Annotated in this window: 12 protein-coding genes; 3 read left to right on the top strand and 9 right to left on the bottom strand. The window is 57.4% G+C overall.

Annotated elements, in window-relative coordinates; all coding sequences use genetic code 11:
- Nucleotides 1-12: 12 nt before the first annotated feature.
- The 3 genes from feoA to greB all read right to left on the bottom strand — a co-directional run bounded on the left by feoA (nt 13) and on the right by greB (nt 3,557).
- Nucleotides 13-240 (bottom strand): ferrous iron transporter A, encoded by a 228-nt coding sequence (feoA, locus tag DR88_RS04030; protein WP_002920506.1) that lies wholly within the window; start codon nt 238-240, stop codon nt 13-15.
- Nucleotides 241-652: 412 nt separating this feature from the next.
- The gene (locus DR88_RS04035) at nt 653-2,983 is read right to left on the bottom strand and encodes a Tex family protein (RefSeq protein WP_004150056.1); all 2,331 of its coding nucleotides are present in this window, start codon (nt 2,981-2,983) and stop codon (nt 653-655) included.
- Between the two features lie 100 nt (nt 2,984-3,083).
- On the bottom strand, nt 3,084-3,557 hold the full coding sequence (greB, locus tag DR88_RS04040) for a transcription elongation factor GreB (protein WP_002920503.1): 474 nt from the start codon (nt 3,555-3,557) through the stop codon (nt 3,084-3,086).
- A gap of 227 nt (nt 3,558-3,784) precedes the next feature.
- On the opposite strand from greB, the gene ompR reads away from it, so the two are divergent.
- Nucleotides 3,785-4,504 (top strand): osmolarity response regulator transcription factor OmpR, encoded by a 720-nt coding sequence (gene ompR, locus DR88_RS04045; protein ID WP_001157751.1) that lies wholly within the window; start codon nt 3,785-3,787, stop codon nt 4,502-4,504.
- A complete protein-coding gene (gene envZ, locus DR88_RS04050; RefSeq protein ID WP_002920333.1) occupies nt 4,501-5,856 on the top strand; it encodes a two-component system sensor histidine kinase EnvZ in 1,356 nt (451 codons plus the stop codon). Before ompR ends, envZ begins: the two co-directional genes overlap by 4 nt.
- A 77-nt stretch (nt 5,857-5,933) precedes the next feature.
- Here the strand turns inward: envZ and pckA are convergent, their stop codons facing one another.
- The 5 genes from pckA to DR88_RS04075 all read right to left on the bottom strand — a co-directional run bounded on the left by pckA (nt 5,934) and on the right by DR88_RS04075 (nt 12,091).
- Nucleotides 5,934-7,556: a phosphoenolpyruvate carboxykinase (ATP) gene (pckA, locus tag DR88_RS04055; protein WP_002920331.1), complete on the bottom strand. Its 1,623-nt coding sequence runs from the start codon at nt 7,554-7,556 to the stop codon at nt 5,934-5,936.
- Nucleotides 7,557-7,916: 360 nt separating this feature from the next.
- Nucleotides 7,917-8,801: an Hsp33 family molecular chaperone HslO gene (hslO, locus tag DR88_RS04060; RefSeq protein ID WP_004188324.1), complete on the bottom strand. Its 885-nt coding sequence runs from the start codon at nt 8,799-8,801 to the stop codon at nt 7,917-7,919.
- A gap of 18 nt (nt 8,802-8,819) precedes the next feature.
- Nucleotides 8,820-9,221, bottom strand: coding sequence for a ribosome-associated heat shock protein Hsp15 (gene hslR, locus DR88_RS04065; protein ID WP_002920326.1), 402 nt, complete (start codon nt 9,219-9,221; stop codon nt 8,820-8,822).
- Nucleotides 9,218-9,901, bottom strand: a complete 684-nt coding sequence (gene yrfG, locus DR88_RS04070; RefSeq protein WP_004210367.1) for a GMP/IMP nucleotidase — start codon at nt 9,899-9,901, stop codon at nt 9,218-9,220. Before yrfG ends, hslR begins: the two co-directional genes overlap by 4 nt.
- A 60-nt stretch (nt 9,902-9,961) precedes the next feature.
- Nucleotides 9,962-12,091 (bottom strand): intracellular growth attenuator family protein, encoded by a 2,130-nt coding sequence (locus DR88_RS04075; RefSeq protein WP_004174025.1) that lies wholly within the window; start codon nt 12,089-12,091, stop codon nt 9,962-9,964.
- 320 nt (nt 12,092-12,411) lie between these two features.
- On the opposite strand from DR88_RS04075, the gene nudE reads away from it, so the two are divergent.
- Entirely contained in the window at nt 12,412-12,972 is a 561-nt protein-coding gene (gene nudE / locus DR88_RS04080; RefSeq protein WP_002920321.1) for an ADP compounds hydrolase NudE, read from the top strand.
- A gap of 53 nt (nt 12,973-13,025) precedes the next feature.
- On the opposite strand, the gene mrcA is transcribed toward nudE, so the two are convergent.
- A complete protein-coding gene (gene mrcA, locus DR88_RS04085) occupies nt 13,026-15,584 on the bottom strand; it encodes a peptidoglycan glycosyltransferase/peptidoglycan DD-transpeptidase MrcA (RefSeq protein ID WP_004150051.1) in 2,559 nt (852 codons plus the stop codon).
- Nucleotides 15,585-15,633: the final 49 nt, after the last annotated feature.

The raw sequence follows: 15,633 nt of genomic DNA, 5'->3' as shown, positions 1-15,633 counted from the left end.
CCGGGCCAGCCGTTATTGTGCAACCGCTTCCAGTTCGATTAAGGCGAGATCTTTTTTGCGTAATACCAGACTGACGCGTCGGGTTTCAATATGAACAGGATCGCCGAGCGGCGCCACGCGAACCACATGAAAAGAGGAACCGGGCAGCATGCCGAGGGAGAGCAGTTTCTGACGGTATGCTGGGCTAATATCGCGAGAAAAACCGGTAATTTTCCACGCACTATCAGGTGTGAATTGCATAGGGCCTACTTGTCTATCGCTAACCGAAGAAGAATTTTCCGGACGCCTGGAGGCAGTTGCGCCGGGGACCGTAGCCAACGAAAAAAGAAAAAACGTTCTGTAATCGATGATAATGAGAATGGTTTTTATCATCAATACATATGATGCGCTGCAGGCTATTTTTAAAGTGAAAATCACCTTTTTATTGATATGCCGCAAAGTCAGCCTGTAATCAAAAATGCGCGAAATATTATTTCGGCGATCTAATGTTTAATTAAGGTTTCTGAAGTTAACGAAATGAAAATATTAATTTCGCTGCCTTTCAGGCATGGAATAAAAGCAGGTTATCAGAAACAACTGAACCTGTTTTGCGCGTGATGGCGATGGCCTGGTCATGAAAAAAAACTGCCCCTGAAAAAGGGGCAGGGAGAGTTTAGCGTTTTTTACCCATCGCTGCGGCGAGGGCATCCATCATCGCGCTGTTGCCGGCAGGCTGCGCCTCGCGACCGCGGGGTTTGGCGGCTTTCGCAGCCGGGCGATTTCCCTGCGGGCGCTCCTGACCACCGCCGCGGCGGGCGTTGCTGTCGCCCGGCTGCTCGTCGAGACGCATGGTCAGGGCGATACGCTTACGCGGCAGATCGACTTCCATCACTTTGACCTTGACGATGTCGCCCGCTTTCACCACGGTGTGCGGATCCTCAACAAACCGGTCAGAAAGCGACGAAATGTGTACCAGTCCGTCCTGATGAACGCCGATATCAACAAACGCGCCGAAGTTGGTGACATTGGTGACGGCACCTTCCAGAATCATTCCCGGCAGCAGGTCATTCATGGTCTCCACACCATCGGCGAACTTCGCGGTCTTAAACTCCGGACGCGGATCGCGGCCCGGTTTTTCCAGCTCTTTGATAATGTCGGTGACCGTCGGGACGCCAAACTTCTCATCGGTGAAGTCCACTGCCTTCAGGTGGCGCAGCGCACTGCTATTGCCCATCAGATCTTTTAGCGCCTGCTGGGTGGCGGCCAGAATACGTTCGACCACCGGGTAAGCTTCCGGGTGAACGGTGGAGGCATCCAGCGGGTTGTCGCCGTGGTTGATACGCAGGAAGCCCGCGCACTGTTCAAAGGCTTTCGGCCCCAGACGGCTGACTTTCAGCAGCTGCTGGCGGTTCTGGAACTGACCATTCTCGTCGCGCCAGGCGACGATGTTCTGCGCCATCATGCGGGTCAGGCCGGCGACGCGGGTCAGCAGCGGAACGGAGGCGGTGTTCAGGTCAACGCCGACGGCGTTCACACAGTCTTCCACCACCGCGTCCAGCTTACGCGCCAGCTGGGTCTGGCTGACGTCGTGCTGATACTGGCCGACGCCAATGGATTTCGGGTCGATTTTCACCAGCTCGGCCAGGGGATCCTGCAGACGGCGGGCGATGGAGACCGCGCCGCGCAGCGACACGTCGAGGTCCGGGAACTCTTGCGCCGCCAGCTCGGAGGCGGAGTAAACGGAAGCCCCGGCTTCGCTGACGATCACCTTCTGGGCGGTGACCTTTGGGAACTGCTTCTGCACGTCGAGGAAGAAACGCTCGGTTTCACGCGAGGCGGTACCGTTGCCGATGGCCACCAGCTCAACGTTGTACTTCTCACACAGCGCGGCGACGGCGACGGCCGCTTTGGCGGCCTGGCCGGTGTGGGGATAGATGGTATCGGTAGCGACCAGTTTACCGGTGGCGTCGACGACGGCCACTTTCACCCCGGTGCGCAGGCCCGGATCGAGTCCCATGGTGGCGCGCAGCCCGGCGGGCGCGGCCATCAGCAGATCGTGCAGGTTGCGGGCGAAGACGTTGATTGCCTCGTCCTCCGCGCGTTCGCGCACGGTGCCCATCAGCTCGGTTTCGAGATGCATCAGGACTTTGATCCGCCAGGTCCAGCTGACGACGCCTTTACGCCAGCTGTCCGCCGGGGCGTTATTCAGGCGCAGGCCCAGGTGGTCGATAATAATTTGCTCGCCGTGGCTCTCTTTCGGCGGCTCGTCAAACTGCGGGTCAGCGTTTAAAGAGAGCTGCAGGACGCCTTCGTTGCGACCGCGGAACATCGCCAGCGCGCGATGCGACGGCACGGTGGCGATCGGTTCATGGTGATCGAAGTAGTCGCGGAATTTAGCGCCTTCCTCTTCTTTACCGCTGACGACGGTGGAGACCAGGTGGGCGTTTTTCCACAGATAGTCACGGACCTTCGCCAGCAGCGCGGCGTCTTCGGCAAACCGCTCCATCAGAATATAGCGCGCGCCGTCCAGGGCCGCTTTGCTGTCGGCTACGCCCTTATCGGCATCAATATATTTTGCGGCCTCCGCTTCCGGATCGTGGGCCGGTTCGTTCCACAGCAGGTCAGCCAGCGGTTCGAGCCCGGCTTCGATAGCGATCTGCCCGCGTGTACGGCGCTTCGGCTTGTAGGGCAGGTAGAGATCTTCCAGTTCGGTTTTGCTGAGCGTGGTGTTGATGGCTTTTTCCAGCGCGTCGGTCAGTTTGCCCTGTTCAGCGATGGATTTGAGGATCGCCTGACGACGGTCTTCGAGTTCGCGCAGATAGCCGAGGCGAGTTTCCAGATTACGCAGCTGCGTGTCATCCAGACCGCCGGTGACTTCTTTACGATAACGTGCAATAAACGGCACGGTGTTCCCTTCATCAAGCAGGCGAACGGCAGCTTCTACCTGTTCGGCTCTGGCCTGAAGTTCACCCGCAATAATGCGGCAGAGCGAATCATTCATCATGGCTTTTAATTCATCTTTAGGGTCAAAAAACAGGGACTAGTTATACGGACTGACGGCTAAAAATACCAGCCGCGCCGGGCGTCTCTCGGAAAGTTCTTGTCTATTTAACGTATTCGATCTCGTTGACATACCAGCTGGCTTCGCCCGCCGGCGTGTTGACGATGGCCAGATCGCCAACCTCTTTTTTTAACAGTGCGCGCGCCATCGGCGAGTCGATGGAGATATAGTCTTTGCGGCCAAAAATTTCATCGTAACCGACGATGCGAAAGCGCTTGATATCGCCTTCATCGTTTTCAATCTCTACCCAGGCGCCGAAGAAGACTTTACCTTCCTGTTGCGGCGAGTAATCGACGATTTTCAACTGTTCCAGACATTTGGTCAGATAGCGGACCCGGCGATCGATCTCCCGCAGGCGCTTTTTGTTGTACTGGTAGTCCGCGTTCTCGCTGCGGTCGCCGAGGCTGGCGGCCCAGGTCACCTTTTTGGTCACTTCCGGACGCTCCTGGCGCCACAGGTAGTCCATCTCCTGCTTCAGTTTTTCATATCCCTCGCGGGTGATCAGCGGCGTTTTCATCGTGAGTTCAACCTTCTGACTGTCTGTCGTTGCGCACAATTTGTAGCGCGTAATAATACCGACAGGATAAATACTGTGTCTTATGATTAAATGTATACTTAACCTGCTGTTAAATATGCTTTGTAACAATTTAGCCTGGAATATATACCAGATTTAGCTGGTGAGCGCGCCGGGCTTTTTTGAGAATACGCACTGACTATTGCAGTGAACCTTTGGGAGTACAAACAATGCAAGAGAATTATAAGATTCTGGTTGTGGATGACGACATGCGCCTGCGTGCGCTGCTCGAGCGTTATCTGACCGAGCAGGGCTTCCAGGTTCGTAGCGTGGCGAACGCCGAACAGATGGATCGTCTGTTAACCCGTGAATCCTTCCACCTGATGGTGCTGGATCTGATGCTGCCGGGCGAAGATGGTCTCTCTATCTGCCGTCGTCTGCGCAGCCAGAGTAACCCGATGCCGATCATTATGGTGACGGCGAAAGGCGAAGAGGTCGATCGGATCGTGGGTCTGGAGATCGGGGCTGACGACTATATTCCGAAGCCGTTTAACCCGCGCGAACTGCTGGCCCGCATCCGGGCGGTGCTGCGCCGCCAGGCGAACGAGCTGCCGGGCGCGCCGTCGCAGGAAGAGGCGGTTATCGCCTTTGGTAAATTCAAACTGAATTTAGGCACCCGCGAGATGTTCCGTGAAGACGAGCCGATGCCGTTGACCAGCGGCGAATTCGCGGTCCTGAAGGCGCTGGTGAGCCATCCCCGTGAGCCGCTGTCGCGCGATAAGCTGATGAACCTCGCCCGCGGCCGCGAATACTCTGCGATGGAGCGCTCCATCGACGTACAGATCTCCCGCCTGCGCCGCATGGTGGAAGAGGACCCGGCGCATCCGCGCTACATCCAGACCGTCTGGGGTCTGGGCTACGTCTTCGTCCCGGACGGTTCTAAGGCATGAAACGCGTGCGCTTTTCGCCGCGCAGCTCCTTTGCTCGCACACTGCTCCTGATCGTCACCTTGCTGTTCGTCAGCCTGGTGACGACCTATCTGGTGGTACTGAATTTCGCGATCCTGCCGAGTCTCCAGCAGTTTAATAAAGTGTTAGCCTACGAAGTGCGTATGCTGATGACCGACAAACTGCAGCTGGAGGATGGCACCCAGCTGGTGGTGCCCCCGGCGTTTCGTCGTGAAATTTATCGCGAGCTGGGGATTTCGCTCTATTCCAATGAAGCGGCGGAAGACGCAGGCCTGCGCTGGGCGCAGCATTATGAATTCTTAAGCCAGCAGATGGCCCATCAGCTTGGTGGCCCCACAGAGGTGCGGGTAGAGGTCAATAAAAGCTCCCCTGTGGTGTGGCTGAAGACCTGGCTGTCGCCCAATATCTGGGTGCGGGTGCCGCTGACCGAGATCCATCAGGGCGACTTCTCGCCGCTGTTCCGCTATACCCTGGCGATCATGCTGCTGGCGATAGGCGGCGCCTGGCTGTTTATTCGTATTCAGAACCGCCCGTTGGTGGATCTGGAGCACGCGGCGCTGCAGGTCGGGCGCGGCATTATTCCGCCGCCGCTGCGCGAGTATGGCGCCTCCGAAGTGCGTTCGGTGACGCGCGCCTTTAACCATATGGCGGCGGGCGTGAAGCAGCTGGCTGATGACCGTACGCTGCTGATGGCCGGGGTCAGTCATGATTTACGAACCCCGCTGACCCGCATTCGTCTGGCCACCGAGATGATGGGCGAGCAGGACGGCTATCTCGCGGAGTCGATCAACAAAGATATTGAAGAGTGCAACGCCATCATCGAGCAGTTTATCGACTATCTGCGCACCGGGCAGGAGATGCCGATGGAGCTGGCGGATCTGAATGCGGTGCTGGGGGAAGTGATCGCTGCGGAGAGTGGCTATGAGCGGGAAATCGCCACCGCCCTGCAGGCCGGCGAGATTCCGGTACGTATGCACCCGCTGTCTATCAAGCGCGCGCTGGCGAATATGGTGGTCAACGCGGCCCGCTATGGCAATGGCTGGATCAAGGTCAGCAGCGGCAGCGAAGCGAGCCGGGCCTGGTTCCAGGTAGAAGATGATGGACCGGGGATTAAACCTGAGCAGCGGGAGCACCTGTTTCAGCCGTTTGTACGCGGCGACAGCGCCCGCAGCACCAGCGGCACCGGGCTGGGGTTGGCGATTGTTCAGCGTATTATCGACAATCACAACGGCCGGCTGGAGATTGGCTCCAGCGAACGCGGCGGGTTACTGATCCGCGCCTGGCTGCCGGTGCACCGGATGCTGGCGCCGATGAAACCCGCCAGGGAGAGCTGATCGCGCCCGCGGTTAGCTGCTCAGGATGTTGCACAATAAAAAGCCGGGCAAGCCCGGCTTTTTCACCTTTGCGCCCGTTAGCGCTGCGGTCCTGCCGCCACCAGCGCGGCGCCCGCTGGCGTATCGGTATACTTCTCAAAATTCTCAATAAACAGCTTCGCCAGCTGGTCGGCTTTTTCCTGCCACTGCTCCGGGGAACCATAGGTGCTGCGCGGATCGAGGATGTGGGTATCCACGCCCGGCAGCGCCGTCGGGATCTGCAGGTTAAACATCGGTAGGGTAAAGGTCTCCGCGTTGTCCAGCGAGCCATTGAGGATGGCGTCGATGATCGCGCGGGTATCTTTAATCGAGATGCGCTTGCCGGTGCCGTTCCAGCCGGTATTGACCAGATAAGCCTGCGCGCCAGCCGCCTGCATGCGTTTGACCAGCACTTCGGCGTACTGCGTCGGGTGCAGCGACAGGAAGGCGGCGCCGAAGCAGGCGGAGAAGGTTGGCGTGGGTTCGGTTACGCCGCGCTCGGTGCCGGCCAGTTTGGCGGTAAACCCGGACAGGAAATGGTACTGCGTCTGGTCGGCGGTCAGGCGGGAGACCGGCGGCAGGACGCCGAACGCATCGGCCGTCAGGAAGATCACTTTGGTAGCGTGACCCGCTTTAGACACCGGCTTAACAATGTTGTCGATGTGGTCGATGGGGTAGGAGACGCGGGTATTTTCGGTCTTTGAACCGTCATCGAAATCGACCGTGCCGTCGGCGCGTACCACCACGTTTTCCAGCAGGGCGTTGCGGCGGATGGCGTGATAGATATCTGGCTCGGCCGCTTCAGAGAGCTTGATGGTCTTGGCGTAGCAGCCCCCTTCGAAGTTAAACACGCCGTCGTCATCCCAGCCATGTTCGTCATCGCCAATCAGGCGGCGTTTCGGGTCGGTGGAGAGGGTGGTTTTGCCGGTGCCTGAGAGGCCGAAGAAAATGGCGACATCGCCTTTCTCGCCGACGTTGGCTGAGCAGTGCATGGAGGCGATGCCCTTCAGCGGCAGCAGGTAGTTCATGATCGAGAACATCCCTTTCTTCATCTCGCCGCCGTACCAGGTGCCGCCGATCAACTGAATGCGCTCGGTGAGGTTGAAGGCGACGAAGTTTTCCGAATTGAGGCCCTGCTCTTTCCACTGCGGATTGGTGCATTTCGCGCCGTTCATCACGATGAAGTCGGGCTCGAATTCAGCCAGCTCTTCATCGCTCGGACGGATGAACATGTTTTTAACGAAGTGCGCCTGCCAGGCCACTTCGGTAATGAAACGTACGCTGAGACGGGTATCGGCGTTGGCGCCGCAGAAAGCGTCGACGATAAACAGGCGTTTACCGGACAGTTGCTGGGTCACCAGCCCTTTCAGATGCTGCCAGGTTTCCTGCGAAAGCGGCTTGTTGTCGTTTTTACCTTTGCCTTTATCGGACCACCAGACGGTGTCGCGGGTGGTGTCGTCGCGCACGAGATACTTATCTTTCGGAGAACGACCGGTAAAAATGCCCGTGTCGACGGCGATAGCACCCAGAGTGGTTAATACGCCACGTTCGTAGCCTTCCAGGTTCGGGTCGAGCTCTTCCTGAAACAACATGTCGTAGCTGGGGTTGTGGACGATATCCTGGACGTCATTGATACCATAAGCCTTGAGATCCTGCGGGGTTAAACCATGATTAACGCGCATGTCACTGCTCCTTAGCCAAGATGTACTGCTGTAAATTGTAGGGTTAATTGCCGGGTATTGACCGCGACCAGGCTCATAGATTTACGTATCTCGACATTCCTCAGAATGACGATAAAAACGGTGACTCCTGTCACGAAGTGGAGTGGATTATCTCAGGAAATGGACGGATGGTGGGGTTAGATGTTTCTCAATGGTTAAAAAGTAATTAAAAAAACTGCTGAAATGTGAATGTAATCGCTTTCCTGAAATTAAATTACGTAACTCTTTCAGGGAAAATCGATTCAACTCGCGAATAAATTAAAAGTCAGGCACAACGCGACAAACAACATTGCCGCCCTGTGCCTGAGAAAGATGCGGGGATTAATGAACCTGCGGATCGGCCGGAGAGGCGTTATTACGGATCTCGGCAATATCCATGGCATTGAAGATATAGTGGTTACCGCAGTAGTCGCAGTGCATATCAATTTCGCCTTCGTCGGCGAGGATGCTATCAATCTCTTCATCCGGCAGCGTCTTCAGCGCGCCGGCGCAGCGTTCGCGGGAGCAGGTGCACTTGAACTCCACGCTCTGCGGGTCGTAGACCGTGACTTCTTCTTCATGGTACAGACGCCACAGCACATCATTTGCCGGCAGGGTGAACAGCTCTTCCGCCTTAATGGTCTCGGTAAGCGTCGCCAGGTGCTCGAAGTCGGCAGTCTGGGCATCCTGCGCCGGCATCACCTGCAGCAGCATCCCGCCCGCCATCGGCTGGCCTTCATGATCGCCGGTGCGGATGATAAGGCGCGTCGGCAGCTGCTCTGAACGCTGGAAATAATCTTCCAGGCAGGCGGCCAGCGTATCGCCTTCCAGACCGACCACGCCCTGATAGCGCTCACCTTCTTCCGGAGAGATGGTAATGACCAGGTAGCCGTTGCCGACCATCGTTTTCAGATCCGCATCGTCCGCAATCTCGCCTTGCACGCGCGCGACGCCGCGCAGCTGCTGCTGGTTATTGCCGTTGATCACCGCCAGCTGTAAAGGGCCATCCCCCTGCAGCTGTACGGTAATGTCGCCGGCAAACTTCAGCGTCGCGGTCAGCAGACTGGTGGCGACCAACAGCTCCGCCAGCACCGTTTTGACCGGTTGGGGATAGGTGTGATTCGCCAGAATCTGTTCCAGGGTTTCCGACACCGTCACCAGCTCGCCGCGCACGGCATAGTTTTCAAACAGATAACGATGTAATTGATCGTGTTGAGTCATAATCATCTCTCTTTCTGGCGCGAGTTATTCACTCTCGCCGTGTTTAAATCTCATCAGGTCGCGGCGCTCTTTCTTGTCCGGACGTCTGTCAGGGTGCGGCATGGTCAGGGCGTTCATTTTGCGCGCCAGGGCCATTTTTTCACGCTTCTCGATACTCTCCGCCGTCTCTTCATACAGGTTGACGGCTTCGCTTGCCGGGCGGCGCTGTTCGGTAATACCGATAATGCGCACCGTCCGCTCGTCGTTGCCCTGGCGCAGCGTCAGCATGGCGTCGAGTTCGACGATTTTTCCGGGTTTGCTACGTTGTCCGTTGTAATGAACCTTGCCGCCTTCAATCATTTCCCGCGCCAGCGCGCGGGTTTTGTAAAAGCGGGCGGCCCAAAGCCATTTGTCCAGTCTGACGGTTTCGGTGGGCTTCTCTTTCATCGCCTCTCCTTCGGGGTAAGCGAAGGGATCAGTCGTCGGTAATCATTCAGCCCCGGATGGCGCAGATACTGCTTTTCCGCCAGTCCGGAGTCAGGATTGGTAATACCCAGGCAGTAACGAATGCCAAACTCCCTCGCGGCATCCAGTATCGCCTCGCTGTCGTCGACAAACAGCGTTTTGTGCGCCTCAAGGCCAGTTTCCTCCGCCACGGCGCACCACAGACGCTGATCCTCTTTCGGATAACCAAATGTGTGGGTGGAAAGTAATAAATCAAGGTGCGCGTCCAGGCCGGTGTGTTTGAGCTTCACCGCCAGATTGTGGGGATGGGCATTGGTCAACAGAATGCGTCGCTTACCGCAGGCCTTGAGCGCATCAAGGAACGGCACGGTATCCTCGCGCAGCGTGGCGCGCGGACCTTGTTCGCTGGTCATCGCACAAATATCCAAACCCAGGCGCTCGCTCCAGTAATCCAGACAGTACCAGTTTAGCGTATGCTGCACGGCGTGATACTCCTGGCGCATGGCGTCTTTCGCCTCCTGCAAATTGAGGCCGCGGGCGGCCCCCCAGGTTTCAGGCACCAGCGTTTGCCAGAAGTAGTTGTCGAAGGCGAGGTCCAGGAGCGTGCCGTCCATATCCAGCAGAACGGTATCGACCTCCTGCCAGGCGATATCAAAGTGCATGATGACTCTCCAGCGAGCGGAAAATGGGCGACAGGGTATCACACCCTGTCGCCGGGAAAATTAATCTTGCGAGTCAGATGAGGGGAGCAAAACCGGATTAAGGCAGCTTTCGTAATATTTCTGAATCTCTTCCATACGCTGACGATGGCGTTGATAACGACGCAGGGCCTGCACGGCGTGGTAAGCCATGCACCCCACCATTGACAGCAGCAGCAGGGTGATGCCCAGATAACGCCACAGGCCGCTGCGGTCGGGGATGCGATGCAGGTTGATATGCTGCGTGCCGTTGGCGTCAGTAAACAGGTTGGTAACGATACCTTCGGCATGGAAGGGGGTATGCATGAGCATACCGGCCAGCCGCCGCAGTTCGCCCCACTGCTCATGGGCCGGATAATCATACAGACTCACCGCCGGCCACGGCTGATTGACCAGTACGCTGCCCTCATCGCTGGCGATAAGAAAACCGCCGGGAGCCGGGCTGTTCAGCGCCTGCGCGGCCCGTGAGGTTTCGCGTATCACAAAGGGCGCGGTTGAGGTGGTCACCAGATTCTCCAGCGACTCGGCGCTGACCGGCCGCAGCAGCACGTTCACGCCATCCAGCTTGCCGGCGGTGGCGCGCTTGGTTAACGTTTCCCAGTTACGGGTATTGCCAAGATTGACCAACGCATTCTTCAGCCGCAGGCAATCATCCTTTGCCGAGCAGAGATCGTTAGTTTTCTGCACGATATCGCCGAAATCATCCAGTAGCACCATGCCTGATTTCTGAATGGCGGAGCGTAGGGCAGGGCTGACGCGGGAATCATCGTCGGTTTCCGGGTGCAGCTGGCGCTGGACGGACTGCATCAGGGCGGTCGCTTTGCTGACAATGTCAGACTCCGGCAGCGGCAGAGGAGGGGCGTCGTTCCACACAATCTGTGAACAATCGAAAGGCAGGAACGGCGAATCCTCTTTGGCGGACCAACTGCCCGGCGTGCGGATATTACACATCCCGGTACCGGTCAGGCGCAGCGTATCGCCAATGCGCACATGGGCTTTTTCCAGCTGGCTGACGGTAGTGGCTTCAATCGTTTGCGCGCCCTTCAGCCACGACAGGGTGAACTTAAACGGCATATTCAACGGTACGCTGGCCCACAGCATAATCACCACCACCAGGGCGCCGGCGGCGATAATCGCGCTGCGTAGCCAGTACTGCAGCGGGAAGTTTTTCACTTCATCATGAAGCGACAGGTAGCGTCCCTGACGGGCCACGTGGCGGTTGAGATAGATATCAATATCGGTCTGCTGCCCCAGGTCCTGGGCAATCCAGGGTTGCCAGTGGCGCGGATAGATGAGATCGATAATGCCCAGCGAGATGTTATTGATTTGCTCCTGATCGTTTTCGCCAAACAATCCCCAGCGCTTAGGGACGCCCCGCAGGCAATGGATTTCGCGCAGCGCGGCGCGACGCGGCGGGGCATAAATCCCCCACAGTCCGGCGGCGAGCAGCAACAAACCTGCGGCGACCAGCCAGGGGGTAAAGACAGCTGGCCCAATCAGGCTGAAATAAAAGAACAGAAAGGAGGCGACGATCAGGATCGCTTCGCGCAGCCCGTCCGGGCGATTCAGAGCGTGTTCTTCAGGCGTTTCCCGACGGATCTGCCGCAACTCTACCTGCTCGCTCTCTTCGCCGCGAATGGAGGCCTGGGTGGCCGAAGCGCGTTCCAGGGCGTAGCTTTGCGCTTCCTGGCGATAGTCGCTCAGGCTATGACCGTTAAGGGTGATAACCAGCGGCAGGCTGTCGGTGGGGATCAGCTCGACGCTGTTTTCATCGTTGATATGCTGTTCCCAGAACGGCGGCAGATGAACTTCAACCGAATCGAGGAAATAGCGCCATTTATTCGGCGCGTCGGTGGTGATCCCGTAGCGGGTGATGGCGCGTGTCACCGCATAGACGGTATCACTCTGTTCGTTCAGCGCCAGAGCGACAGGCGCGCTGGTCGCACCGGACGCCGGCACCTGCTGGGCGTGGCTCAACTCGGCAACATACTTCTCAATAGCCTGGCGCTCATCCGCAGGAAGCTGCCGCGTGGTAGCGTCGCTAAAGGCGTGCAGTAGGGGGAGTCGGCGGCGTCTGGCGTGAGCGCGATACCACCATCCGATGAGCAATACGCAGATTAGCAGAGCTGTAAGGAATATCAGAAAGGTGCCCATGCCCATCCCATCAAAGTTATTTTTTTCTTACGAAATCGTCGGTGAACGTGAAGACTAACGTCAAGCTGCAGTGTTAGCGGCGCACCTGCTTACAGGGTAGTGAATATGTCATGCAGCAGCGCACAAGCTTACCAAAAACGTTAAAGCGCAGAAATCGGTAAATTCTCAAAGCGAATTCAAGCTATTGACTTTTTTATCTTTATTACTTTTCCCCCTGCAGGGAAAAGGTTACAACTCTGTAAATAAGTAGCAATTTGGATTGCCGAAAGCGTGTTGCGTATCGCACAATGACTGCTTAATCACAGCATAGACCGATGACAATGAGCAAATCATTACAAAAACCCACCATTCTCAATGTTGAAACTGTCGCCCGTTCGCGCCTCTTTAATGTCGAAAGCGTCGATCTGGAGTTCAGCAACGGTGTGCGTCGCGTTTATGAACGTATGCGGCCTTCCACCCGTGAAGCGGTGATGATTGTGCCGATTGTGGATGATCACATTATTTTGATTCGTGAGTATGCCGTGGGGACGGAGTCCTACGAGCTGGGCTTCTCCAAAGGGCTGATTGATCCAGGTGAAACCGTGGATGAAGCGGCCAATCGCGAGCTGAAAGAAGAGGTTGGCTATGGCGCCAATAAGCTGACGTTTTTGAAGAAGCTCAGTATGGCCCCCTCCTACTTCTCCAGCAAAATGAATATCATGGTGGCGGAAGATCTCTATCCGGAGTCACTGCCGGGCGATGAACCTGAGCCGCTACCGCAGGTGCGCTGGCCGCTGGCGCAGCTGATGTCGCTGCTGGATGAAGAAGATTTTAATGAGGCCCGTAACGTCAGCGCGCTGTTTTTAGTGCGGGAATGGCTGCAGGCCCAGGGCCGACTCTGAACGAGCGTCCACGCTAAGCAGCAATAAAAAAGCGCCCGCAGGCGCTTTTTTTGTCAGAACAATTCGTGGGTTTCACCGCCGCCGTCAGTCAGGGTGGTGCCAACCTCACGGACTGCCTGCTGGGTGGGCTGGGTTCCTTCAATAAAGTACTCCGCCCGGCTATTGCCCCCGTTCGCCAACTGACCAGTGCTACGGTCGATATTCACCGTGACGATACCCGGCGGCGGAGTTAACGGTTCTTCCGGAACGCCTTCCAGCACGCTCTTCATAAAGCTGTCCCAGGCCGGCTGGGCGCTTTTGGCACCGCCTTCATAGCCAGAGATCTGATCTTTAATCGCTCCGGAGGCGGTGGTCCGGCCAAGATCGCGACGATGATCGTCAAAGCCGATCCAAACCGAGGTCACCACGCCCGGTCCGTAGCCTGAGAACCAGGCGTCCTTCGAGCTGTTGGTGGTCCCGGTTTTCCCACCGATGTCATGCCGCTGCAGATCGCGTCCGGCGCGCCAGCCGGTGCCCATCCAGCCCGGCTCGCCAAAGATGTTGCTGTTCAGCGCGCTCTTGATCAGGAAGGCCAGCGGTGTGTTAATCACATGCGGCGCGTATTCCTGTGCGCCGCTCTGCGCGACCAGCGACTGGTTGGCCTGCTCCAGCTGCGGCTGCGGCGGCACGTTGCCATTCTGCGGTTCCGCGGAGGTGGTGACATCTTCCACATCCTTGTTTTCCAGCACGTTGGATTTTGGCGTATCGCCGTAAATTACCGGTAAATCACACTGCGGACAGGCAATTTTCGGACGCTCCTCGAAGAGGACCCCGCCCTGATCGTTCTCAATCTTACTGATAAAGAAAGGATTGACCAGGAAGCCGCCGTTGGCCATCACCGAATAACCGCGAGCGACCTGCAGGGGCGTAAAGGAGGCTGAGCCCAGCGCCAACGATTCCGTGTGGACAATGTTCTGCGCCGGGAAGCCAAAGCGCTGCAGATACTCGGCGGCGTAGTCTACGCCCATGGCGCGCATAGCGCGCACCATCACCACGTTTTTCGACTGCCCCAGGCCCTGGCGTAAACGAATCGGACCGGCATACTGCGGCGGCGAGTTCTTCGGCCGCCAGTCGGAACCTGCGCCCGCATCCCAGCGCGAGATCGGCACATCGTTGAGCATACTTGCCAGCGTTAAGCCTTTATCCATCGCGGCGGTATAGAGGAACGGTTTAATGTTGGAGCCGACCTGGCGCAGCGCCTGGGTGGCGCGGTTGAACTTGCTCTGGTTAAAGTCAAACCCGCCGACAAGGGCAATAATCGCGCCGTTTTGCGGGTTAATGGAGACCAGCGCTGAGTTGACGTCCGGGAGCTGGGATAGCCACCAGCTGTCACCCACCTTGCGTACCCAGATCTGCTGCCCGGCCTGCACAACGTCGTTGACTTTACGCGGGGTCGCCCCTTGCTGCGTATCAGAGATAAAGCGACGGGCCCAGCGCACGCCCTCCATCGTCAGCGAAACGGAGTCGCCGTTAGCCAACAGCGCGACAGCCTCCTGGGCATTCGCGGAGGTGACCACCGCCGGGAAAAGCGGACCGTAGCCAGACTGACGCTTCAGCGAATCGACGATCTTCTTCGTCTCCCACGGCGTTTCACCGACTTTCCACAGTACGCTGGCCGGGCCGCGGTAGCCGTGACGCATATCGTAATCCAGCACGTTATTGCGTACCGCCTGCTGGGCCGCCTGCTGGTTTTTGCGGGTAATGGTGGTATAGACCCGATAACCGTCTTCGTAGGCCTGCTCGCCGTAGCGATTCACCATCTCCTGGCGCACCATTTCACTCAGGTAAGGGGCGGAGAAGGCGATTTTCGGCGCGTGATAGCTGGCGTCGATGGGTTCGCTGCGCGCCTCATCGTATTGCGCCTGGGTGATGTACCCTTCGCTCAGCATACGCGACAGCACCACGTTGCGACGGGCGGTCGCGCGATCCATCGAATAGAGCGGGTTAAAAGTGGAAGGCGCTTTCGGCAGACCGGCAATCACCGCCATCTCACTCAGGGTCAGTTGGTCGATAGGTTTGCCAAAATAGACCTGCGCCGCGGCGCCGACGCCATAGGCGCGGTAGCCGAGGTAGATCTTGTTCAGATACAGCTCAAGGATTTCATCTTTATTCAGCAACTGCTCGATGCGGATGGCCAGAAAGGCCTCTTTAATCTTACGCATCAACGTCTTCTCGGGGCTGAGAAAGAAGTTACGCGCTAACTGCTGGGTGATGGTGCTGGCGCCCTGGGAGGCGTGGCCTGAAAACATCGCCACGCTGGCGGCGCGGAAAATACCTACCGGATCGACGCCGTGGTGCTCATAGAAGCGGCTGTCTTCGGTGGCGATAAACGCTTTCACCAGCTCGGGGGGAATTTGCTGCAACGTCACAGGGATACGGCGCTTTTCGCCGTACTGCGCAATAAGCTCACCGTCGGCGCTATAGACCTGCATCGGGATCTGCAAACGCACATCCTTCAGGGTTGCGACGTCGGGGAGTTGCGGCTCTATGTATTTGTAGAGGCCAAAAATCGAGCCTGCTCCCAGCAGTACGCAACAGACTGCAAGGATCAATAGATACTTTACGAACTTCACCGGTGTTTTCCCATTTAGTTTTATTTGGGCAGTTTATAAACAAACGCGC

Origin of the sequence: Klebsiella pneumoniae, assembly GCF_000742135.1 — a bacterium.
GTDB classification, from domain to species: Bacteria; Pseudomonadota; Gammaproteobacteria; order Enterobacterales; family Enterobacteriaceae; genus Klebsiella; species Klebsiella pneumoniae.
This window is presented reverse-complemented; position numbering and strand designations above follow the sequence as displayed.

What these genes read in the sequence shown, in the direction of transcription:
- feoA (WP_002920506.1), bottom strand. Translation starts at nt 240, where the DNA reads ATGCAATTCACACCTGATAGTGCGTGGAAAATTACCGGTTTTTCTCGC.
- DR88_RS04035 (WP_004150056.1), bottom strand. Translation starts at nt 2,983, where the DNA reads ATGATGAATGATTCGCTCTGCCGCATTATTGCGGGTGAACTTCAGGCC.
- greB (WP_002920503.1), bottom strand. Translation starts at nt 3,557, where the DNA reads ATGAAAACGCCGCTGATCACCCGCGAGGGATATGAAAAACTGAAGCAG.
- ompR (WP_001157751.1), top strand. Translation starts at nt 3,785, where the DNA reads ATGCAAGAGAATTATAAGATTCTGGTTGTGGATGACGACATGCGCCTG.
- envZ (WP_002920333.1), top strand. Translation starts at nt 4,501, where the DNA reads ATGAAACGCGTGCGCTTTTCGCCGCGCAGCTCCTTTGCTCGCACACTG.
- pckA (WP_002920331.1), bottom strand. Translation starts at nt 7,556, where the DNA reads ATGCGCGTTAATCATGGTTTAACCCCGCAGGATCTCAAGGCTTATGGT.
- hslO (WP_004188324.1), bottom strand. Translation starts at nt 8,801, where the DNA reads ATGATTATGACTCAACACGATCAATTACATCGTTATCTGTTTGAAAAC.
- hslR (WP_002920326.1), bottom strand. Translation starts at nt 9,221, where the DNA reads ATGAAAGAGAAGCCCACCGAAACCGTCAGACTGGACAAATGGCTTTGG.
- yrfG (WP_004210367.1), bottom strand. Translation starts at nt 9,901, where the DNA reads ATGCACTTTGATATCGCCTGGCAGGAGGTCGATACCGTTCTGCTGGAT.
- DR88_RS04075 (WP_004174025.1), bottom strand. Translation starts at nt 12,091, where the DNA reads ATGGGCACCTTTCTGATATTCCTTACAGCTCTGCTAATCTGCGTATTG.
- nudE (WP_002920321.1), top strand. Translation starts at nt 12,412, where the DNA reads ATGAGCAAATCATTACAAAAACCCACCATTCTCAATGTTGAAACTGTC.